The organism is Citrobacter sp. MGH103, assembly GCF_001034475.2.
Classification (GTDB): domain Bacteria; phylum Pseudomonadota; class Gammaproteobacteria; order Enterobacterales; family Enterobacteriaceae; genus Citrobacter; species Citrobacter freundii.
This window is the reverse complement of sequence record NZ_CP073043.1, coordinates 3,819,704-3,841,383: the sequence shown is the minus strand read 5'-3', so window position 1 is coordinate 3,841,383 and position 21,680 is coordinate 3,819,704. Positions and strand designations below refer to the sequence as shown.

Genomic DNA, 21,680 nt, shown 5'->3' with positions numbered 1-21,680 from the left:
CGCATGGAATTCGAAATTAAAGGCGTGAAATATCGCACTGCAAAGCTCAGCGTTTTCGAACAGCTGAAGGTGTCCCGAAAGCTGTTGCCGGTGCTGGCCGGGATGGTTTCTGACTTCCGGAGCGTTCAGGAGAAGATCAGCAGCAAAGACACCGAAGGCGCGATGGCTACTATCCTGCCCAAAATTGCTAATGCTGTGTCCGATCTGAGTGATGGCGATGTGGACGCTATCCTGTTCCCCTGCCTTTCCGTTGTTTCACGCGAGCACATGAAAGGCTGGGTGCCGGTATGCCAGCATGGCGAAATGGCGTTTGACGATATCGACCTGCTGACCATGCTGCAACTGGTGGCGCGGGTGGTCGCCGACTCGCTGGGAAATTTTTTGCAAGGACTCCCTACCAGCGAGACGCCCACCCCGCCAGCGGAATAACCTTCAACAGCCTGCCGGGCGGTGAAGATTTTATTCTTCGCCCGGCGCTTGCCTTCAATATTGACCAGAAAGACCTTAACAGTGGTGCGGTAGACCTCTGCCGCATCGCGCTTCTCAATGACTACCTCGACATGCGCGAGGATAACGACGCCCGGGTAGATAAATGGAGAGCGGCCAATGAGCGGTAACGCAGATACGATTAAAGACTTCCTTGTTTCGCTGGGGTTCGATATCGATCAGGCTGGCGCTAATAAGTTCGAAGCCGTGCTGAAAGGCGTTACCGCGAACGTTCTGAAGGTCGGCGCGGTGGTGGAAGGCGCAGCGCTGAGCATTGTCGGATTTACCACCCAGATCGCGAACGGTCTGGATAAAATTTACTGGGCATCCCAGCGGACGGGGGCCAGCGTCCAGGGCATCAAAGCGCTGGGCTATGCCGCATCGCAAACGGGTGCCAGCGCTGAGTCAGCTATGTCCTCCCTCGAAGGGCTGGCCGGTTTCATGCGTAGCAATCCGGGTGCGGAAGGGTTCCTGAACCGTCTGGGCGTACAGACCCGCGATGCCAGCGGAAAGATGCGTGATACTGCGGCCATCTTTACTGGCGTTGGGCAAAAGCTCAACAACATGCCGTATTACCGCGCGAAACAATACGCGCAGATGCTTGGCATCGATGAAAACACGCTGATGGCGATGCGCAGAGGGATGGGGCAGCTCAGTTCTGAGTACGCGTTGACGGCAAAGCGTATTGGTTTTAATGCTGAGTCAGCGGCTAAACAGTCCAATATTTTCATGACCTCCATGCGTAATCTGACGATGACGCTTGGACAGGCGAAAGACAAGATTGGCTCTAACCTAGCTGGTGGCCTTGCTGGCAGTATTGATAACTTCCGCAGGCAGATACTCGACAACTGGCCGAAGATTGAAGCGGTCATCACGAAGATCATCAAAGGAATTCTCTGGGCAGGTGACGCGATTACCCGCGTGTTATGGCGAACTGGGCAAGCTGTTGAGGGTGTGATCGCCTGGTTCAAAAAGCTGAACCCAGCCACGCAGCAGCTTATCGCATTGTTCAGTGGGCTGTTGGTTGCATGGCGGCTGCTAAATACCGCTTTCATGTCATCACCCTTGGGCATGATAACGACGCTTATTATTGCACTTGGTCTGCTCTTGGATGATTACCAGACGTGGAAAGAAGGTGGCAAAAGCCTGATTGACTGGGGGAAATGGAAGACTGAAATTGATCAGGCCGTCAAAATGATTGGTGACCTGAAAAAGACTGTTACGGACCTGACAAAAGCGCTGGCTAAGTTGCTCGGTATCGACCCCAAGTCATGGTCCCTAAAGTGGGATTTTAGCAACTTTATTTCGCAAATGGGTGAGTTCGGCAAGATGCTGAACATGATCGCTGATTTGCTGAATGCCATAAAAGATGGAAACTGGGTGCAGGCCGCTAACATAGGCAAACAACTGCTGAATCAGGGCAGCGGGCAACCGAGCGCCACACCGGCAGTAGAGGATAGCGCGAACAGAAGCGCTGACTGGGTTAAGGAAAATCTGGGCTTTGACCCGCGTAACGTAGGTAGAACCATTCGTGGATGGTTTGGTGATGATGAACCTGCCCAACATGCGCAGTCTGCTAAAGCTCCACGAGGTATTAGAAATAATAACCCCGGTAATATCGACTATCGTGGGCAATCTGGAGCGAAGCTCGAAAGGCCTGGCGGCAGGTTCGCGCGATTTGAAACTGCTTACGATGGCCTGAAAGCGCTTTCAAGACAGCTAATGCGCTACTTTGAAGGCAAGACCACAGGTAAGCCGCTGCAAACCCTTAACGATATAATCTCTACGTGGGCACCGGGGAATGAAAATAATACCGGTGCTTACATTGCTCAGTTATCGAAAATGATGGGTGTGGCTCCTGATGCCATTCTCAACCTTAAAGATCCGCAGGTAATGTCCTCTCTGATGAATGGAATTATCCATCATGAGAACGGGAGAAACCCTTACCCAAGTGAATTGGTTCGTATGGCCGCTGGTGGCGGTGCTTCACAAAACATACAGCAAGAAACGGTTATTAATATTCACGGTGTATCTGATCCACGTGAGGCTGCCAATATCACAGTTGAGCGGCAGAAGAACGTTAATTCACAACTAACTCAACAACTTCGAACGGTGCCGAGCTAATGGATATTCTCTCCGCTATTTTTCGCCAGCAATCCCGGCGAATTGGCATATTAATTCCCAGCGTGGTCGTCTCCGAAAAGCATTCTGATGCGCTCGAAATTACTGAGCACCCGGTGGAGAAGCCAACAACGAATAGCGCCTCGGGTTTCATCGCCGATCATGCGTATAAGCGCCCCAGCGAAGTCACAATGGAATGCGGCTTCGCTGGTGGCGGTTCGTTGCTGGACTTCATTGATACATCGTCAATCGGCCTCAGCGCCGGACTTAGCCCGAAAGAGACATACCAAAAGCTGCTGGATATGCAGCTTGAGCGCGTACCGTTCGATGTGGTTACCGGGAAGAGGGTGTACACCAATATGCTGGTGCGAGCCATTGAGGTGACGACCGATAAAACCAGCGAGAACGTGCTGAACTGCACGCTTACCCTGCGTGAAGTCATCATAACGCAGACAAAAAATGTCACCGTTGCTGATAAATCCGATATGCAGGACGGGGTTAGTACATCTGCGGTGCAGAATTCCGGGACTAAATCCACCACCCCAGTAAATGAATCGGTAATTAAGTCAACAGGGTGGTTTGATGGACTAAAAGGAACCAGTCTTGGTAACTCTATAGGTATCCAATGAATGTAACTGAAATCCCTTTATCGCCGGATAACCAGCTATTTCGCATTCAGTTAGCAGAGACAACATACACACTGAGAGTCATTTGGCGTGATTCTGCTGGCTGGATTCTGGATGTACAAGATAGCAGTGGCGAACCGCTTCTTTCTGGTGTGCCGCTGGTAACCGGTGTAAATCTTCTTGAGCAATATCCTCAACTAGGTATTAACGGGGCGCTGCTCGTTGGCTGCGATGTAGGCGCACCGGACGAGCCCACCAAAACCAACCTCGGCACATACAGCCACCTCATTTTCGTACAGGAGTAGAAATGTCTCTTAACTGGATGCGCCATTTTGAGTTGCAGCTGTTGGACCAGAACGGGCAGGGTGTTTCTCTGTCAGATTTTAAGGTCACGTTCCAGATCGAATGGGCAGATACACGCTGGCCGCGCGTGGCGAACGTGAAAATTTACAACCTTTCGACCGATACCACGAACAAGATACTTGGGCAGGAGTTTGCCAAAATTCGCATCATTGCCGGGTATGACGGTATAGCGCCGGATGTTGATGCGAGCCAGGTTGGTGTCGCCCGGGAGATTTCACCAGACCAGGTAGGGCAGGTGAACGGTCAGAACTACGGCCTGATATTTGACGGTGATATTCGCTTCACCGTCACCGGGAAGGACAACATCACCGATTCCTGGGTGCTGATTCAGGCCATCAGTAACCACGAAGCGTTCCTCTACGCGACTACCATCACCACGCTTGCCGCTGGTTATACCGTTGCGGACCTGCACCGGGCGACTATGCAGGATTTCAACGCGTTCGGCGTGACGCAGGGCATTACCGGTGACTTTCCTGATACCGTGTTTCCTCGTGGCCGCGCGATTTACTCATCCACCCGTAACGTGATGGATAATATTGCTGCGCAGTGCAAAGCGACATGGCAGCTGGTGGATGGTCAGGTTCAGATGGTGCCGGAGGATAAATACATTCACGAAGCCATTGTGTTGAATGCTGATACTGGCCTGATCGGTATGCCGCAACAGACGATGGGCGGCGGCGTAAATGTGCGGTGTCTGATAAACCCCAACATCCGCATTAATGGGCTTATTCAGCTCGATCAGGCTTCGGTATACCGCGCGACAGTTGGCAACTCCGATATTGCGCAATCGCTTGGGCGGATCGGGACGTCTGTATATAATGGGAACATCGAAAGTGACACGTTACCCAGCAAACAACAGGCTGCCAGCATTGCGACAGATGGCGTTTATATCGTCAAAGCTATCGACTATACTGGCGACACAAGAGGTCAGGCGTGGTACATGGATTTGATGTGTTTTGCGCGTGGCGCTCGTGATCTTTATAGCCCGAAAGCAATGCAAGGGACGACGAATTAGTGAGGTGGGGCCGTGAGACATTTACTTTGCACTGTTACCGTGTTCGCGGTGCTTATATCAGCACCCGCTTTTGCGGATCAGCAATGTGGTGATTTTAAAATCCATTGGGCAGATGATGGCTTAGCCAGAATCAATGGCGCAAAGCCAGAAATGCAAAAAATCACCTTCCTGAAAAACAAAGGCGATTATAACAATATCAAGATGGATTGGCGCATGGCTACCGATCAGCCTGGAAGATGGGTTGGTCTTGAGTACATCAATCGAAACGGCAAGATAATTCTCAATGCCCAGTGGCTGCAAGCCAGCATGAATGCGCCGCGTCAGTATGCAACCTATGATTGTATAAAGGTGAAATGAGTGACAGGTAAGGGACTGTCAACTATTGGCCCTTTGGAGCTGGCATCTCTAAATGATGATAACTTTGTTATTACCATTGTTTTTCCTCATTCGACGGCAAAAAATTATCCAATGGCTGTAGCCATTGCTGAGCTTTCAGATGTAAATAAAATTGGTGAGATAGCAGGGAAAAAATTCCATTTAGCGTCCTTTAGTAAAACGCCTGATCAACTTTCAAGAGCTGCAAACCTATGTTATCTGGTGTATGGAATTACTGGCGTTCAAGCCTTTATTAACGGTGAGTTGGTTGTAAATGTTCAGGAGTTATCATCTTCTCTTGGGTGTTATGCTCGATCACTAAAAGCCAACAATCAGCAGTCTTATTGCGAATGCGTTTCTAACTACCCGGGTAACTACCTTTTACCTTGCCGTTTACTTAGGGGGTGGGAAGGCGGAGTGTCCGATAAATTGCCATTTAGTTTGGCTGACCAAATACAAGCATTGGCAGTAAGTAAAGGGTGTAGTTGGTGCCCCAATTTCCACCCAGAAAAGATGAAGCGAATTTAATAACACAAACCCGCCGCTGAGCGGGTTTTTTTATGGAGTTTTTATGCCAATTCCAACTCAATCACAGATCGGCGGTGAGCAGCAGACCGCGCAGGCCATTGCCGATTCGGTGTCTACCCAGATGCGCGTGGCGATGCCAGGCATCATTCAGTCGTTCGATCCTGACACTGTTACCTGCACAGTAGAGGTGGCGCTTCGCGGTATTGTTGGCGATGGCTCCACCGAATTAAAACCGCTGGTGGATGTTCCTGTCATCTTCCCGCGCGGCGGCGGCTGCACGCTGACCTTTCCGGTTAAAGAAGGCGACGAGTGCCTGCTGATCTTTGCCGACCGTTGCATCGATTTCTGGTGGCAGAGCGGCGGCGTTCAGGAGACCGTCGACCCGCGCCAACATGACTTGTCTGATGCGTTCGCTATTGTTGGCCCGCAGTCGCAAGCACAGAAAATCAGTGGTATCAGCACCAGCGCCGCGCAGCTGCGAACCGATGATGGCGCGGCGTTCGTAGAGGTCGCCGCAGGACATAACATCACCATTAAAACGCCGGGCCAGCTTACGGCTACGGCTGAAGGTGGAACGACAATCACATCCCCGACTATCACGCTGAACGGCAACGTAACGATTAACGGTAACCTGTCTCAGGGAATGGGAGAAAGTGGTGGTACTGCGACGATGCTTGGGCCGGTTACGGTAACGAATGATGTGACAGCTTCAGGTATAAGTGTCGCCACGCATAAACATGGCGGAGTTCAGACAGGCGGGGGAACTACTGGAGGGCCGCAATAATGCGATACCGTCGCGAAGATGCTGACGGCGATTACACTTTCGGGCAGGGTGACGATACCTTCCTTATCGACAGCCCGGAGTGTGTCGCCCAGGCAGTAAAAACCCGCTTCGAGCTGTGGCGCGGTCAGTGGTTTCTCGATCTGACGGAAGGCACGCCGTATGTTCAGTCGGTGCTTGGTAAACAGCGATCTGACGTCTACATCCTGGCTATACGTGAACGCATACAGGACACACCGGGCGTTCTGTCGATTCTTTCCTTCGATACCAATTATGACGGCACCAGCCGTCGCGTCACCTTCACTTCCTCCATTGACACAATCTACGGCCAGACGACTGTAACAAGCGAGGCATAAATGGCTTTGAACCTCGACACGCTGGGGCTATCGGCAACGGTAACCGCCCAGGGGATTAGTGCGCCTGATTACCAGACAATCCTAGATACACTGACCAGCTATTTCAGGCAGATTTACGGTAGTGATGCCTACCTCGAACCAGACAGCAAAGACGGGCAGATGGTCGCGCTGGTGGCTCTTGCCGTGCATGACGCTAACAACACCGCTATCGAGATTTACAACTCGTTTTCACCGATGACAGCGCAGGCCGCAGCGCTTAGCAGCAATGTGAAAATTAACGGGATCACGCGAAAAGTAGCGACAAACTCTACTGCTGACCTTCTGTTAACCGGTACGGCAGGCACGACTATCACGAATGGCTCCGCACGGGATAAAAACGGCATTATCTGGAATTTTCCAGCGAGTGTGGCGATCGGCGTTGACGGTACTGTGCTGGTGACGGCCACATGTGCGAATAGCGGTTCGGTTGCGGCGATGGCCGGGACTATCACCACCATTAATACACCGACTCGCGGCTGGGTATCGGTAACCAACCCGGCTACGGCTACTGTCGGTTCACCAGCTGAAACCGACGCAGAGCTGCGCATTCGGCAGGGGCAAAGCGTCGCGCTACCATCGGTCACACCGTTTGAAGGCGTCGACGGTGCAATCGCTAACATTGCTGGCGTGACACGTCACAAACTGTATGAGAACGACACGGGGGCAACCGACAGCAATGGGCTGCCGCCACACTCGATTTCCGCCATCGTCGATGGTGGGGATGTTACCGAAATAGCCCAGACCATCAGGGGGAATAAAGGGCAGGGAACGGCAACCTACGGGACAACTTCTGTCACGGTGCCGGATACTTACGGTAATCCACACGTCATCAGTTTTTCGCGCTCTACCGATGTGCCAATTTTCGTAGCCATTACCCTGAAAGTTTTTACCGGCTATACCTCTCAAATCGGCGAGCAGATTAAACAGGCTGTTGCCGATTATATAAATGGCCTAACAATTGGCGACGACGTTCTGCTGAGCCGTATTTATTCCCCGGCAAACCTCGGCGTTGTGAGCGGCGGGAATGCCCGCTATTACGATATTACCGACCTGCTGATCGGTAAGTCGTCTGGCAGCGTATCGGCATCAAACATTGATATTGCCTATGATGCTTCTGCGTCCTGTAGCACCGCGAATATCAGTATCACGGTGACCTCATGAGCAAATACACCGAACTGATCACTAACTACCACGCTACCAAGCCACTCTTTTTTGACCATATAGATCTGAGCACCCGCCCGCTGATTGATGTGTCCAGCACTATGTCAGGGCTTATAACAGCCTTCGATATCGATACTGCTGTCGGTGTACAGCTCGACATCCTCGGTCTGTGGATCGGACGCAGTCGCATAGTCAGCCAGCCAATTAGCGGAGTTTATTTCAGCTGGGACACTGACGGGCTTGGATATGACCAGGGCATCTGGCAGGGGCCATATGATCCTGATTCTGGCTATACGACGCTGAGTGATGAGACGTACCGCATCATTCTGAAAGCGAAAATCGCTATCAACAACTGGGATGGCCGCAATGATTCACTGCCTCCCATCCTTGACGCTGCTACCGCAGGCTCTGGCCTGAAGATGCAGATCGTCGACAACCAGGACATGACTATATCGGTCTGGGTATTTCCCGAGACTGATATTTCTGATGTGTCTCTTGAACTGATTGCCGCTATCAAACAGGGCTATCTCACCGTTAAAGCTGCTGGCGTATGGGCTGGTGATGTTGAAACGCCTTCGGTAGAAGCACCATCCGAGGGTTCTAAATTCTTTGGGTTTGATATGGATAACGAATACATCGGTGGGTTCGATGTTGGAGCATGGGGGACAATACTCTAATGGCAATAAATAACTTTAAACCTTTCGCGACAGCAGCAAATGCTAACGTGATGTCTCAAGCTGACTGGGAAGCGCTTCCGGCTCTGCTTTCTGGCTTCATGGCAGGCAAAGCCTCCAGTGCGCAGGTGAACAAAGCTATTCGACAGGCCAGTTTTATCGCGGCAGCGCTTGCACAGTACACAGCAAACAAAAGCGGACTGGATATATTGGATGATGGCGACCTGAACGGGTTCATTACCAAAATGTCTTCTGCATTCGGTAAGGATTATCAGGCGCTTGATGCTACGTTGACGGCTCTGGCCGGGCTGGCTGGCGCAGCCAATAAACTCCCTTATTTTTCTGGCCCAGACGTAATGTCGATGACCGATTTTTCTGATATCGGAAGGGCAATAATCGCGGCAAGCACCAAGTCATCAGTGTTGTCATATCTTGAACTGGGGAGCGCCGCCAAAAAGAACACAGGAACAGACGCGGACCAGATACCGGATATGTCGTCATTTGCATTTGGTAGCCGCTGGATTACGCTTCCCAGCGGACACATCATCCAGTTTGATGTTTTAACTGCCGGTGTTGGAGACAAAGCAAACTGGCCAGTAACGAATTATCCTATTCCGTTTCCAAACGAGTTATTACTTCCTCCTGTTGCAATACACACAGGAAACGGAGCTGTAGATACGAGTGTTAATTTTATTGTTGACACTGAAGCATCTTTAACCCGTTTCCGGGCAGGAACAAGCGGCCTGACCCCACAAAATGGTGCATATATAGCAATAGGGAGATAACTATGTATTTATTTTCACGCAGCACATTAGCATTTTATCCCGATGTCTTACGAAACAACTATGAGGCAGCAGGAACTCTCCCCGAAGATGTAATAGAAGTCTCTGGAGACATACGCGATACATACAATGGTAAACCGCCGACAGGAAAACGTCTGGGTATCAATTCTGACGGAATGCCAATATGGGTTGATATTCCGGTTCCCACAAAGGAAGTGCTTATTCAGAACGCTGAAAATGAGCGTCAGCGACTGCTAAAACATGCTGACGCTGTGATGCTGGACTGGCGTACAGAGTTGCTGCTGGGTGAAATCAGCGACGCCAACAGAGATAAACTGTCGGCGTGGATGGCGTATAAAAATGAGGTTAAGTCGGCTGATGTGACAACCGACCCCGAGCGTGTTAACTGGCCTGTTCCCCCGGAGGCGTAGGCCATTTGATATCTGGTGCGCTGGAAGCAGTTGATACTTCGACTGCGCCGGATATCACTTGGCCTACGCCACCAGTGGCTTAATCTCATTATGGCGGTGTGCCAGATTTGTGTCATACATGGTAAATCGCCTTCCTCTTTCTTACATCATGTGCCATTAAGTTGAGCAATGTGAATGCGGTAATGTACATGTAAAACAGTTAGTTAAATGTGATTCTACTAATTCGTAATGCGAAGGTCGTAGGTTCGACTCCTATTATCGGCACCATTAAAATCAAATTCTTACGTAAGATCTTATCATTCTCCCACCAAAAAATTATTTTCATGTAACAGCTGGTGTAAGTAAATTCTATCAACGAAGATCAATCTTATCTACTGACCAAAAAGGCCTGATAGGGCTTCGCTCACTATACATCCGTGGCTGCAGGTTTAGTTGTCCATGTCTACACCACTCCTAAATTTAATGTGTTGGCAATGTGTTCAATAAAGCTCGAACAAATTAGCTCATTATGATCGGTTAATACTTCAACTTCTGGTTGCATGATTGTTTGTCCGTAAAAAGATAACGCGCCCGCCGGGTAGTAGCAGGCGCATTACGCAATAGGTAAACAAGGGAGGAAGTTCAGAAATGTAAATCGGGAAGGTTGTACGCAATGTTCATCGTACTACGTTGTTACGGCTTTGCCGCAACAAGCCAGTTGCCTGCCGCGCTCGCAGAATGTCTACAGCCCGGAGATAAGGAGATTGTTCCTGCCAGCTAAATCCCTTCCTGTCTATACGAACCAGCTCGTATTTTTCTACCAGAAAATTCACGGCATCGGCTAGGGTGATACCGGCATCGATGTGTTCCTTAATCACAGCCTCATTGCAGAATGGCGTGTCGTTTATTGTCAGACCATAGTGCTGTTCCAGCAGACGTGTCAGTAACATTTGCCAGACAGCCACGGGTGACAGGCAGGGCTTCACCGCCCGCTGAGTTGTTGCAGGTAAAGTTTTCATGTTTGCTCTCGTGAAGGTAATTAACGCTGAGTGGGGTAAATGGCGATGTATACGTAGCCGCAACTGCCAAGGGTGTCGGCTTCGCAGGTTAAATCGTTGTGGTACAGGGTAACGCAGTGGGCATGGTGGGTGCTGAGTTCACCAGTGGTCAGCATCGATTCCATCTGGCGGATAAAGTGCGGGAATGTTTCATCCAGCTTCCGGTATTCGATGTCACTGAACTTGCCGGTCATGCTGGCCCGGTCAGCCAGATAATGCAGTCGGTTGCCTTCCTGCACCAGACGGGCTCCCAGACGTGGCGTGATATCACGCTGCAGACCCCATGTGATTTTGCTCATTGATAACCTCTTTATTGTCAGTTCAGGGTGATGCTCATCAGGCAGGCATAAGGCCCCTCGCGGTCCTGGCGGCGTTCGGCGTATACCGCCAGGACTCCTGTGATATCCGGAACGTCCCTGCCGGTGTAATGGCAGACGCTACCGTGCCACTGGTATTTGCCGGTGCAGAAACGAAAGATTCGGGACTCAGGATGCTGGCGGTATATCGTCATTGCCCGGCGTTTACTGATAATTTTCATGTAATACCTCACAGCAGACCGTGTTCTGCGAACGAATAGATTTGCCTGCCGCCGACAATCAGATGGTCAGGGACACGGATATCCACCAGTTGAAGTACCTGAACCAGTCGCTGCGTGAGGGCTTTGTCAGCCTGGCTGGGCGTCGTCTCGCCGGAAGGATGGTTATGCGCCAGTATTACCGCTGCCGCGTTGAAGTACAGAGCGCGCTTGACCACCTCGCGGGGATGTACCTCGGTACTGCTAATAGAACCGGCAAACAGGGTTTCGTGGGCAATCAACTGGTTCTGCTGGTTCAGATACAGCACCCGGAACTCTTCCCGTTCAAGCGCGGCCATATGCAGCCGCAACCACTCCCGGACGGCATGAGTGGAGGTGAAGGCTACCCCAGGCTCATGCAGGTGCCGCTCCAGAGCCCTGAGCGCCCGCTGAATGAGACGCCGGTCCTGTGGCGTTATCTCGCCGGGTAAAAAGGAAAGCTGTTTCATTCGTTGCTCCTCCGGTCAGTCAATGATACGCAAAATGGCGTGGGCTTCAGAATGCTGCAGGGCATAGTCCCGCAGGCGGTAATAGTGCGCGGTCATTGCGTCACACTCTGTACGGCAGGCGTGATGGCTGTATTCAATCAGGCAGACAGCAATGCCTGCGGCTTCAGCACTCATGTCCGCGCCATTGCCGTTCATACCGTTGAACAGATGCCATTTATCGTCAACGTCAGCATCAGGGGCCATAAACGCGCCGCCATTGCTGAGCGTGTAAAAGGACCAGATACCACTGTTGTACTCGTCACAGAAGCGGTCCATCCAGGCGAAAATGCGGGGTTCCAGCGTTATCCATTGTGGGATAGAGCCAAAGTACTGCGGCCAGAAGCAGATACGCTGTTCGTCGGGTATCTGCGTTACGGTCAGTTCAAATTCGGATTCGTTAGCAGCAGATGCGAGGTTGTTTTTTGTCGCTGTTGTCATGGGTATGTCTCCGTCAATAAAAAAACGCCAGCGGCGACGGCTGGCGTATGCGGTAATAATGAGTGTTCGGGAAGATTAAATGTTGCTGGTAAATCATGCGGAGCCAGCAGATGGATACGTCCGTACAGATGCCTGGCTTGCGGGTATAGCGGTTAAGACCTTCACCGGCATCCGGTTCAAAGTTCCATGCCTGCCCTAGTCGTCTTCAATGTTAACGCCGGTGATACTGGCAGGAACTAATGGCCCTGCTGCGCAATCAGCCGATACCCACTACGGTAGGTCATAAAGCGATTAGTGAAACGACTTCAAACCTTCAGAATTATTCATTACTCCCCCCCTGAAAAATAATAAAAAAGCGGCAGAATCGTGAGATTCTGCCGTTAGTTGTGTATGTTCAGAGGAATGATATATATCTGAATATTTTTATAATGCTGATAGGCCGTTTTGTGCCAAAAGCAGAAGCTGGTAATTCGTGTCTAATATACTTCACTTAACGTATATCCCAGCTCTGGTACAGAATATGCAAATTAAATACCCAAGAAGTGGCAGGCTGATTAACAAAGAACTCCTTCGATTATAGGATGATTTGTATCGGCACTCATCACACCATGTGCTCGATTCACGCCGCATAGTCAGTTGAATTTTGCTACTCTGTAAGAGGTGGTAAGCATTATCCAATACGGATTTAAATCAATGGAATAAATGATTATGAGTGAAAATGAAACAATCCCAAAGAAGTCTCACAGCCAGATTAACAAAGCTGTATTCTTTACATCTGCTTTGTTAATTTTTCTTCTTGTCGCTTTTGCCGCTGCATTCCCGGATGTTGCTGACAAAAATTTCAAACTACTTCAGCAACAAATCTTCACGAATGCAAGCTGGTTCTACATCCTTGCTGTGGCCCTGATTTTATTGAGTGTCACGTTTCTGGGACTCTCACGCTACGGTGATATCAAGCTGGGTCCGGACCATGCGCAACCTGATTTCAGCTATCACTCCTGGTTTGCGATGCTTTTTTCGGCAGGGATGGGGATCGGCCTGATGTTCTTTGGCGTTGCTGAACCGGTGATGCATTATCTCTCACCTCCCGTTGGCGCCCCAGAGACTGTTGCGGCAGCGAAGGAAGCAATGCGGCTGACCTTCTTCCACTGGGGTCTGCATGCCTGGGCAATATATGCCATTGTAGCGCTGATTCTGGCCTTTTTCAGTTACCGCCACGGTCTACCTTTAACGCTGCGTTCTGCACTCTATCCCATTATTGGCGATCGCATATACGGACCTATAGGCCATGCGGTTGATATTTTTGCCGTTATAGGTACGGTCTTTGGCGTTGCAACATCGCTGGGTTACGGTGTTTTGCAGGTGAATGCCGGTTTGAACCACCTATTCGGGGTGCCCATTAATGAAACGGTGCAGGTCATTCTGATCGTGGCCATCACGGGGTTAGCGACGATTTCTGTGGTGACCGGCCTAGACAAGGGAATACGTATCCTGTCTGAGCTCAATTTGGGCCTCGCGTTGTTGCTCCTGGCGCTGGTCCTGTGTCTGGGGCCAACTGTGCTTCTGCTGAAGTCATTTGTGGAAAATACCGGCGGTTATCTTTCGGAACTGGTGAGTAAAACGTTCAATCTTTACGCATATGAACCTAAGTCGAGCAACTGGCTGGGGGGCTGGACATTACTGTACTGGGGATGGTGGCTTTCATGGTCGCCATTTGTGGGGATGTTTATCGCACGGGTCTCACGCGGCCGAACCATTCGCGAATTTGTCACCGGTGTGCTGTTTGTTCCGGCCGGCTTTACGCTCATGTGGATGACGGTGTTTGGTAACAGCGCAATCTATCTCATTATGAACCAGGGGGCGACCGATCTCGCCAATACCGTCCAACAGGATGTCTCGCTGGCCTTGTTCAATTTCCTGGAGCATTTCCCGTTCTCCTCCGTGCTGTCATTTATTGCAATGGCTATGGTCATCGTCTTCTTTGTCACATCTGCTGACTCGGGGGCAATGGTTGTAGATACTCTGGCATCAGGTGGGGTGGCAAACACACCCGTCTGGCAGCGAATCTTCTGGGCATCGCTCATGGGAGTTGTTGCAATTGCGCTTCTCCTTGCGGGAGGGCTGAGCGCGCTGCAAACGGTGACAATAGCAAGTGCATTACCCTTCTCCGTGATCTTGCTGATATCCATATACGGGCTGTTAAAAGCCCTGCGTCGAGATTTGACTAAGCGTGAAAGCCTGAGCATGGCGACTATTGCTCCTACGGCTGCACGTAACCCAATTCCCTGGCAGAGAAGGTTACGCAATATCGCGTATCTGCCGAAACGATCTCTTGTGAAACGTTTTATGGACGACATTATCCAGCCTGCCATGACGCTGGTTCAGGAAGAACTGAACAAGCAGGGGACGATAAGCCACATTAGTGACGCAGCCGACGATCGTATTCGTCTTGAAGTGGATTTGGGCAACGAGCTGAATTTTATATATGAAGTGAGGCTTCGCGGGTATAGCTCACCCACCTTCGCGCTCGCCGCAATGGATAATGATGAGCAGCAGACTGACCAACATCGATATTATCGCGCTGAGGTTTATCTCAAAGAAGGCGGTCAAAATTATGATGTGATGGGCTGGAATCAGGAACAGTTGATTAATGACATACTGGACCAGTACGAAAAACACCTGCACTTCCTGCACCTGGTTCGTTGATAGCAAAATGCCGTCCTAGGGGGCGGCAATTATTTATCCCGACCGCAATACGAGGGAATGCAGAATGATTTCACGCTGGCAATGGATTCTGAAGCAAACATTTAAGAAACTCTGGTTCAGAGCTACGTTATTCGCAATTGTCGCGATAATAACGGCTCTTTTATCTATTCTTTTTAAATCAATGATTCCTGAGTCGGTTTCAGTGAAGGTTGGTGCGGAAGCAGTTGATAACATTCTGAACATACTGGCATCGAGTATGCTGGCAGTGACCACATTTTCGCTGAGTATCATGGTCACAGCCTACGGTTCAGCCACTACTAATGTTACTCCCAGAGCAACGCGTTTAGTTGTGGAAGACGTAACCACACAAAATGTACTGGCCACCTTCATTGGTTCCTTTCTCTTCAGTCTGGTAGGAATTATTGCCCTCAATATGGGAGCCTACGGAGAAAGGGGAAGAGTCATTTTATTCATTGTCACACTCGTTGTCATTGCCCTCATCCTCATCACATTGCTTCGTTGGATACAGCATTTGACCTCTCTGGGGAGGGTCGGTGAGACAACAGCAAAAGTAGAACAGGCGGCCATCGAAACATTTATTGCGAGAGCCAGAAATCCCTGTCTCGGCGGATATCCATGGCTTGAGAGCTATGAACAGCCGAAAGGAACGGTTGCAGTTTATCCGAAGAAGATTGGCTATGTTGAATATATTGATATGGAGAAACTCAGCAAGCTGCTGGCCAATGATCCTCGTCATGTATACCTTGTGGCGCAACCAGGCAGTTTCATTCATCCGTCCATGCCAGCTTTGTACCTGAGTCAGGGCCAGGAGTCATCAATCTGCGCCGATTTACTTGAGACGATCATTGTCTCGGATGTGCGTTCATTTGCTCAGGATCCCCGATTTTGTCTTAGCGTCATGGCCGAAATAGCCTGCAGAGCCCTTTCACCCGCAGTGAACGATCCTGGAACCGCAATCGATGTCATTGGCAGAGGTGTTCGTATACTTTCTGCTTACGCGCAGAATAAGTCTCATGAAATTGAAGTGACCTATCCTTCAGTACACGTTGCGCCACTTCAGAACAACGATCTCCTGGAAGACTTTTTCTCACCTGTCGCACGCGATGGTGCCAGTATGAGAGAGATTCAGATAAGAGTGCTCAAAGGGCTATCTATGCTGAGTACGGGTTGGCCTGAGATGTTTGCTGATGCCGCGCACACTCTGGCAATTGAAACATTAGAGCATGCAAATCGCGCTGACCATATAGACTCCGATAGAGAATTCATAAAATCAATTTATTTTGATTTGTTTTTTGATGAAAACGCTAATAAGCAATCATAGTTGTGGAGCAAGCGATTTGGTTGCTAGCGAGACAAGAACAAAGCGTCTGCATGAGAATGGGCGTCTGCTTTGTATTAGAAGAGAACATACTGAGTCTTCATCACTTTTGCAGCAGGCTTTATCTCTACGTAAGACATCGCCTACAATCAAATATTTCGGTTTAATACCAGGAGAACACTAAATGTAGAAATTATGTCTACTCAGTTCGGAACAGACTACTGTTTTTTTATTCCGTAGCTGAGACCATCATATTTCCTCCAGCAAAGGAGATAAAAATGGAAAAATTATTTACCCAGTTTCAGACCGGTGATACTGACCTGGTAAACCGCGTCGTTATGGCCCCCATGACCCGCTCACGGGCAATGACTAGTGATACCGCTGATGAACTGACCGCAAAATATTATCAGCTGCGTGAATCCGTATGGGGCAAACCGGAGGTCGTCCGTGACGGGCTCAGGGATCTGGTTCGCCGCACGGGCGCAGATGAAATTATGGTGAACTCATGGCAAGGCACTCGTCTTTGCCGCTCTTCAGAAATAATGCTGAGTATTCTACCGGAAAGGCAAAAGGATCATTTACCAAAGATAATGACGAGAAAGTCATTGACGAAGCGGGGAAGGGGTTAAGTCATCAATCCATATCAAAATATCAGACGCCTGTTTACGCTATGCGGGCGTCCGCTTTTCGCTCACAGCGGACCTTCAATCCAGTAAGTATGTCGGCTTCGTGCTATGAGTCCAGCGATTATTGCAAGAATCGAAATACGCTAACCAACTGGGATCGGGGTACGTCGGCAATCGAAGCTGCAGGCAGGTAGCTCCTGCAGCCAGTATTGTTAACATTTCAACAGCAGCACTCTGCTTCTTTTTCACTACATTCTTCACAAATTCTGCAAGAGCAGAAGTCCTCAAGGTTATTGCACTGGCTACATTTTTTGCAGGTACAGTCCGACTCTTTCTCGTCACAGTTCTCACAAGTTCCACAAGTACATGCACTCATCATGTGTGCACACTTATCACAAATTTTATCCATAGTTTCTCTCAACCGCTAAATAAACAATCTCAACATAACACGTGATTATTTTATCATTGCTATATAGTCAACTAAAACTGGCCACTGCGCTCATTATTCGGAAGTGCCTGGACTAATCGGTGGAAATAAAAAATGAAAAAAATAAACCCTGACTGCTCCTGGCAGTCAGGTATGTTGTTATGGATGGAAAGCACAACTGTCACTCGTTAGTGCAGTCTGCTAATGTTGGCAGTGCCTTCGTAGCGTTCGTCAGGTCAACGCTGAAGGTCCCCGCTTTGCGGTCATTGACGTAGACGTCGAACTGCCTGGCCTTACGGATATCCATGATGAAACTAAACCAGGCATTATCCCCGTTACGCCAGCCAAGGGTTGAGGGAATGGCGTATTGCTTATGGGGCCCATCACCACTGTGATGTCGGTACTGTCATCATGCGAGCTGATCGTTTTATCCCCTGCGAGGGTCAGAAAAACCGATTGCTGGTAAATACCGTTCTGGTCCGGATTTTCCGTGCAGTTGATGGTAAACATCTTTCCGCTGCTATCCGTCACACTGTATTCCGCATTGCCCTGACCGTACCCCTGTTGCCAGAGTCCCGAAACCGCAGAGGCATTGAAGCTGACAAGCAGCACGCCAGCGAGCATGAGCCGACTTAAAGAATTTATTTTCATTTCTGTCTCCTTTGTCTTTGTATTTATTCCCGGTTATCAGGATTTGAGGGTATCAGCAGCCGTCCCATCAGTTTGCCGTCATGGGAATATTCAAGGAAACGCTCCCGGGTGCGCGGGTCCGTTTTCTCGTGGTATTCCAGGCTGATGTTGTCGGCAATACACAGCGCATTCATCAGCGGCTGCACGGTTTTCTCCTCCATATCCACGAGGTAGTAGTAACAGCCACCCTCGCAGCCATCGGGCGACTGACGGGTACGTAAGACCTGCATAGTGGGACCAGAAAGAGCAATCTGCGACCACTCTTCCCTGACATCATCCTGACGGCTCACCACATCGCTGAAGCGCGGAGGCGTGAGGTCCTTAAATTTACTGATAGCTTTCAGGTCATCACTCCTGTCATCGCAAGCGCTCAGAAACAGAGTGGAGGCAACCAGCGCCAGTAGAGGTAGTGTTTTACGTTTCATTATTTTTTCCTGAAATCAGACGAACCACTTTGGTAAAGACATAAATCCCCACGAAAATACCCACCGGCACGCCGACGAACGGCGTCAGCGCGACACTGGCAGCACCGGCTGCGCCACCTCCCGTCAGTAGTGCGGCAACGGTTGCAAGTGTCAGGGCCGTGAGGCTGTCGGACACTCCAGTTTTGTTCAGAATGATGACGATGATAACAATGGCGATAATGGCAATAACAGGCACTGGGCTCCTCCCTGTTGCCGGGTTGATAACAACGCCTGCGCTATTCCGGTGGGCTGTCAGCCGGAACAAACGTAAGCAGTGAATGCTGGATAAAGCGAAAATGGGGTAAGGCCTGAATGAAGACCGGGTCTTCAGTCAGGCGGCACAGACTGTCATTCCGGCGAAAAGTCTCCTGCAAAGGCTGAATCAGATGGATTTCATCAAGTGTGAATAAGGCGATATGTCCGTCGTGCTCTGCCACCAGATACCAGGCCTGCTGGTGGATAAGTAACCGGCAGGGAGCCAGCCGCTCACAGCGCTGCCCCTCGGCAATCAGCGTCACCCGCCTGCGCCCGGTAATGGCCTGAATCAGTCGCCAGAAAGACAATGCGCCTGATGGCGAAGGAGCCGGACTGGCGGGTGCGATTACGCAGGGAGACTCATCGCACATCAGCAGTGCGTTTACCAGACGACGGTCAAAGCCAGGGAAAAGACCGGCCATCCCGCTGCGGTGGGCAAAGATAAGCACGTCGGGCACCATCTGCGTCTCACTGCCCGCAGTGCGTAAGCGGCAATATCCGGACTGATACTCCAGGTCCAGATACATCAGCCGCTCACGAAAATCACGCCGCAGCGTGCGCACCGACACACCAAACTCAGCGGCCAGCTTACGCACACTCAGTGTTTCCCCTGCCACCAGACGGCTGATTATCAGTGACAGCCTGACAGCCAGCCGGTCATGGCGGCGTTCTGCCTGTGTCATGAGACGTTCTCCGTGAAAGTTAACTGACTGAAAATGATGTGATTACTTTAAAGAGGGGGTCGGACAGGGTATGGACATCACAGAAACTATTTTTCATTTCTGCAAAAGCCAGAGGCAGCGGGGGTTACAGGCCATTCCTCAGTGAGTGAGGACCGCCAGCACGGTGCGATGCGGACAGGTGGTGTCCGATATTAACAAAGCGGCAACATTAAACGGTCACTGCAGTTGCGTGAGCATCGCTTCCGCCATCACCCACAGTGCCCGGTTAAGTTTCACGTCCCCGTCGATACCGCGAACGGCACGGGTATGTGACCGTCCTCCTTTGGCATTACGGCCACTGAGCCCACCCTTAATCAGGTTCTCCTGAATACGCTGGTACGTGGTCCACAGGTCGCTACTCTCATCTTGCCAGCGGCGCGGGGAGAGGATCTGCGACTCAGTCACCGGCTGGTGGTCCTCACCAAAGCGGTACGTCAGCGCGGCTTTTGCCAGTGCCTGCTGCGCAGGTGGTGGCAACAGCAACGACTGCATCGCATCCCGCTTCTCCTCCACACGGTCAAAAATGCCCAGCACTTCATAGGCCCCCTCAATCACCTGACTCACTACATCGCCTTTGTGCGGCACACGCACCTCGCCAAATGACTCACCGCAGACGAGCCCGTTCTGACAAACCGCACGAAATAAACCCGGCAACATCTGGTACGAACTGGTGCCATCATGGGAGTTGAGCAGGATAATTTCTGGTACCTGTTTACCGGTAATCTGCCCCTCCCGACGAAGGCGTAGCATGTGTTTTGTGTGCTCGCGTCGACCCGGGTCGCGTACCCGGGTCTGACAGGCAAAGAACGGCTGGAAGCCTTCGCGCTGCAGGCTGTCCAGCAGGGATATGGTGGGTATATAGGTATAACGCTCACTACGGGATGCGTGTTTGTCCTCACTGAATACACTGGGCACCACGCGAAACAGCTCTTCGCGGGTTAACGGGCGGTCGCGACGGATAAGATTTGCTGCGCCAAAGCGCGAAGCCAGACGGGCCATAAGCAGACTCCTCATAACGGGAAAACAAATAAAAGGGATCCCCGTCGCATCTGCGACAGGGGCAGGGAAGTAACAGGGATGGGTTAAATACTCAGAAGAAGAAATCCCAGACGGCGCGGGCCACTGACACCACCGTGGTGCGCACGGCCTGAATGACAGCCCGTACCGGGGCGGGTATCAGGGGAAAGGCACTGATGCTATCGAGTACGGCCCCGACGGTTTCACCAAAATCGCTACGAGCCTGTTCCCGGACTACCGTCGTGCGAAAGGAAGACTGGAGTTGCGACACCACCGGGCTGGTGGCCTCACGTGGCAGGCACTTAATCATTCGCTCGGCCATCACCCGCAGTCCCCACTGAAGACGGACCGACACGGCACACACCGGATGTACGGGCTGGAACAGCTCATGCAGCAGACAGATTTTACGGCTGATATTCTGCTTCTGCGCCGTGGACAACGGTCCCCCACCGCTGGTGGGTTCGGCCTTATCCGACTGGCTGATAACAAACAGCACCTTATGCCGGTATACCTCTCCAATCACCTGATGATAAAAATGTTCATCCACCGCCAGCGCCCGGTCATCGGCCTTAATCAGCCACAGAACCAGGTCGAGCCGGGGGAGTTGTTCGCGGTACATCGCAGCATACTCGGTATCGCGAGCACCACTTTCGCCCACGCCGGGCAGGTCCACCAGCGTCATATAGCGCTCGCCGACTTGCAGGCGAAAGCGCAGTGGCTCACGGGTACATGCAGCCACATCGCTGACCGGTGATATATCTCCGGCAAACAGGGCATTGCACAGACTGCTCTTCCCAACACCGGTTTTACCCATAATGCCGATCACTGGCTCGTAGCGGGTTAACTGATTTATCTGCTGCAATATACGTTCAGACACCCACTGTGGCAGACCAGCGAGCGATTGCTGAAACGGCTTCAATCCTTCAGAATTGTTCATTACTACTCCTCTGAAAAATAATACAAAAACGGCAGGATCGTGAGATTCCACCGTTAGTCAGGTATGTTCAGAAGAATGATATCTATCTGAAAATAATTTGAATTAAGGTAAGCGTTAAACAGCTGCCGCCTGTGATCCCGGCCCCTAAGTCGTTAGGTTATTCTGCCCCCCTCATCCTCAAGCCAGACCAGTGGATAAGGGCAAATTGTCCGAGGGGCGATA

The 21,680-nt window shown here is 50.9% G+C and carries 27 protein-coding genes and 3 pseudogenes; 18 read left to right on the top strand and 12 right to left on the bottom strand.

Annotated features, from left to right (window positions below):
- The first annotated feature begins 3 nt into the window (after positions 1–3).
- Genes SK33_RS18570 through SK33_RS26790 form a run of 15 tightly spaced genes read left to right on the top strand, consistent with a single transcriptional unit; the run spans position 4 to position 9,821 of the window.
- Positions 4–429 (top strand): phage tail assembly chaperone, encoded by a 426-nt coding sequence (locus SK33_RS18570; RefSeq protein ID WP_000393957.1) that lies wholly within the window; start codon positions 4–6, stop codon positions 427–429.
- Positions 426–617: a DUF6889 family protein gene (locus SK33_RS26475; protein WP_404995651.1), complete on the top strand. Its 192-nt coding sequence runs from the start codon at positions 426–428 to the stop codon at positions 615–617. The genes SK33_RS18570 and SK33_RS26475 overlap by 4 nt, the downstream gene beginning before the upstream one ends.
- On the top strand, positions 607–2,610 hold the full coding sequence (locus tag SK33_RS18565) for a lytic transglycosylase (protein WP_048219603.1): 2,004 nt from the start codon (positions 607–609) through the stop codon (positions 2,608–2,610). Before SK33_RS26475 ends, SK33_RS18565 begins: the two co-directional genes overlap by 11 nt.
- Positions 2,610–3,236, top strand: a complete 627-nt coding sequence (locus SK33_RS18560) for a phage baseplate protein (RefSeq protein ID WP_048219602.1) — start codon at positions 2,610–2,612, stop codon at positions 3,234–3,236. Before SK33_RS18565 ends, SK33_RS18560 begins: the two co-directional genes overlap by 1 nt.
- Entirely contained in the window at positions 3,233–3,538 is a 306-nt protein-coding gene (locus SK33_RS18555) for a phage baseplate plug family protein (protein ID WP_032177179.1), read from the top strand. Before SK33_RS18560 ends, SK33_RS18555 begins: the two co-directional genes overlap by 4 nt.
- A 2-nt stretch (positions 3,539–3,540) precedes the next feature.
- Positions 3,541–4,611, top strand: coding sequence for a hypothetical protein (locus SK33_RS18550; protein ID WP_048219600.1), 1,071 nt, complete (start codon positions 3,541–3,543; stop codon positions 4,609–4,611).
- A gap of 12 nt (positions 4,612–4,623) precedes the next feature.
- Positions 4,624–4,968, top strand: a complete 345-nt coding sequence (locus tag SK33_RS18545; RefSeq protein WP_001216233.1) for a hypothetical protein — start codon at positions 4,624–4,626, stop codon at positions 4,966–4,968.
- Positions 4,969–5,514: a hypothetical protein gene (locus SK33_RS18540; protein WP_048219598.1), complete on the top strand. Its 546-nt coding sequence runs from the start codon at positions 4,969–4,971 to the stop codon at positions 5,512–5,514. It abuts the gene before it with no gap.
- A gap of 43 nt (positions 5,515–5,557) precedes the next feature.
- A complete protein-coding gene (locus tag SK33_RS18535; protein WP_048219596.1) occupies positions 5,558–6,298 on the top strand; it encodes a phage baseplate assembly protein V in 741 nt (246 codons plus the stop codon).
- A complete protein-coding gene (locus SK33_RS18530) occupies positions 6,298–6,651 on the top strand; it encodes a hypothetical protein (RefSeq protein WP_016239889.1) in 354 nt (117 codons plus the stop codon). Before SK33_RS18535 ends, SK33_RS18530 begins: the two co-directional genes overlap by 1 nt.
- Positions 6,652–7,851, top strand: coding sequence for a baseplate J/gp47 family protein (locus tag SK33_RS18525; protein ID WP_048219594.1), 1,200 nt, complete (start codon positions 6,652–6,654; stop codon positions 7,849–7,851). It begins immediately after the preceding gene.
- On the top strand, positions 7,848–8,528 hold the full coding sequence (locus tag SK33_RS18520) for a DUF2612 domain-containing protein (protein ID WP_001567589.1): 681 nt from the start codon (positions 7,848–7,850) through the stop codon (positions 8,526–8,528). The genes SK33_RS18525 and SK33_RS18520 overlap by 4 nt, the downstream gene beginning before the upstream one ends.
- A complete protein-coding gene (locus tag SK33_RS18515) occupies positions 8,528–9,310 on the top strand; it encodes a gp53-like domain-containing protein (RefSeq protein ID WP_082138497.1) in 783 nt (260 codons plus the stop codon). The genes SK33_RS18520 and SK33_RS18515 overlap by 1 nt, the downstream gene beginning before the upstream one ends.
- Before the next feature lie 2 nt (positions 9,311–9,312).
- Positions 9,313–9,738, top strand: a complete 426-nt coding sequence (locus SK33_RS18510; RefSeq protein WP_048219592.1) for a tail fiber assembly protein — start codon at positions 9,313–9,315, stop codon at positions 9,736–9,738.
- A 5-nt stretch (positions 9,739–9,743) separates the two neighbouring features.
- Positions 9,744–9,821, top strand: coding sequence for a tail fiber assembly protein (locus SK33_RS26790; RefSeq protein WP_442781388.1), 78 nt, complete (start codon positions 9,744–9,746; stop codon positions 9,819–9,821).
- 573 nt (positions 9,822–10,394) lie between these two features.
- Here SK33_RS26790 and ykfI read toward each other — a convergent pair.
- From ykfI to SK33_RS26695, 6 genes and pseudogenes are all read right to left on the bottom strand, one after another.
- Positions 10,395–10,736: a type IV toxin-antitoxin system toxin YkfI gene (gene ykfI, locus SK33_RS18500; protein ID WP_003031349.1), complete on the bottom strand. Its 342-nt coding sequence runs from the start codon at positions 10,734–10,736 to the stop codon at positions 10,395–10,397.
- A gap of 20 nt (positions 10,737–10,756) precedes the next feature.
- A complete protein-coding gene (locus SK33_RS18495; RefSeq protein ID WP_003031347.1) occupies positions 10,757–11,074 on the bottom strand; it encodes a type IV toxin-antitoxin system YeeU family antitoxin in 318 nt (105 codons plus the stop codon).
- A 17-nt stretch (positions 11,075–11,091) separates the two neighbouring features.
- Positions 11,092–11,313: a DUF987 domain-containing protein gene (locus SK33_RS18490; RefSeq protein WP_003031346.1), complete on the bottom strand. Its 222-nt coding sequence runs from the start codon at positions 11,311–11,313 to the stop codon at positions 11,092–11,094.
- A gap of 8 nt (positions 11,314–11,321) precedes the next feature.
- Positions 11,322–11,798: a JAB domain-containing protein gene (locus tag SK33_RS18485; protein ID WP_003031345.1), complete on the bottom strand. Its 477-nt coding sequence runs from the start codon at positions 11,796–11,798 to the stop codon at positions 11,322–11,324.
- Positions 11,799–11,813: 15 nt separating this feature from the next.
- Positions 11,814–12,275, bottom strand: a complete 462-nt coding sequence (locus SK33_RS18480; protein WP_003031344.1) for an antirestriction protein — start codon at positions 12,273–12,275, stop codon at positions 11,814–11,816.
- Between the two features lie 112 nt (positions 12,276–12,387).
- A pseudogene (locus SK33_RS26695) lies at positions 12,388–12,480 on the bottom strand (DUF905 family protein); the annotation flags it as partial.
- Positions 12,481–12,983: 503 nt separating this feature from the next.
- Here SK33_RS26695 and SK33_RS18470 point away from each other — a divergent pair.
- From SK33_RS18470 to SK33_RS26690, 3 genes and pseudogenes are all read left to right on the top strand, one after another.
- A complete protein-coding gene (locus SK33_RS18470; RefSeq protein WP_016245729.1) occupies positions 12,984–14,981 on the top strand; it encodes a BCCT family transporter in 1,998 nt (665 codons plus the stop codon).
- 64 nt (positions 14,982–15,045) lie between these two features.
- Positions 15,046–16,323 carry a DUF2254 domain-containing protein gene (locus SK33_RS18465; protein WP_003036928.1) on the top strand — a complete coding sequence of 426 codons (1,278 nt, stop codon included), beginning with the start codon at positions 15,046–15,048 and terminating at the stop codon, positions 16,321–16,323.
- A 275-nt stretch (positions 16,324–16,598) separates the two neighbouring features.
- Positions 16,599–16,742: pseudogene (locus SK33_RS26690) on the top strand (oxidoreductase); the annotation flags it as partial.
- A gap of 812 nt (positions 16,743–17,554) precedes the next feature.
- Here the strand turns inward: SK33_RS26690 and yfjT are convergent.
- From yfjT to SK33_RS18430, 6 genes and pseudogenes are all read right to left on the bottom strand, one after another.
- Positions 17,555–18,024: pseudogene (gene yfjT / locus SK33_RS18455) on the bottom strand (protein YfjT).
- A 23-nt stretch (positions 18,025–18,047) separates the two neighbouring features.
- Positions 18,048–18,488: a YfjS/YafY family lipoprotein gene (locus SK33_RS18450; protein ID WP_003029616.1), complete on the bottom strand. Its 441-nt coding sequence runs from the start codon at positions 18,486–18,488 to the stop codon at positions 18,048–18,050.
- The gene (gene ypjK, locus SK33_RS18445) at positions 18,478–18,723 is read right to left on the bottom strand and encodes a protein YpjK (protein WP_003029614.1); all 246 of its coding nucleotides are present in this window, start codon (positions 18,721–18,723) and stop codon (positions 18,478–18,480) included. Before ypjK ends, SK33_RS18450 begins: the two co-directional genes overlap by 11 nt.
- Before the next feature lie 40 nt (positions 18,724–18,763).
- A complete protein-coding gene (locus tag SK33_RS18440) occupies positions 18,764–19,465 on the bottom strand; it encodes a DeoR family transcriptional regulator (RefSeq protein ID WP_003029611.1) in 702 nt (233 codons plus the stop codon).
- A 216-nt stretch (positions 19,466–19,681) separates the two neighbouring features.
- The gene (locus SK33_RS18435) at positions 19,682–20,503 is read right to left on the bottom strand and encodes a DUF932 domain-containing protein (protein ID WP_003029610.1); all 822 of its coding nucleotides are present in this window, start codon (positions 20,501–20,503) and stop codon (positions 19,682–19,684) included.
- Between the two features lie 91 nt (positions 20,504–20,594).
- Positions 20,595–21,458, bottom strand: coding sequence for a GTPase family protein (locus tag SK33_RS18430; RefSeq protein ID WP_003029608.1), 864 nt, complete (start codon positions 21,456–21,458; stop codon positions 20,595–20,597).
- Between the last annotated feature and the right edge of the window lie 222 nt (positions 21,459–21,680).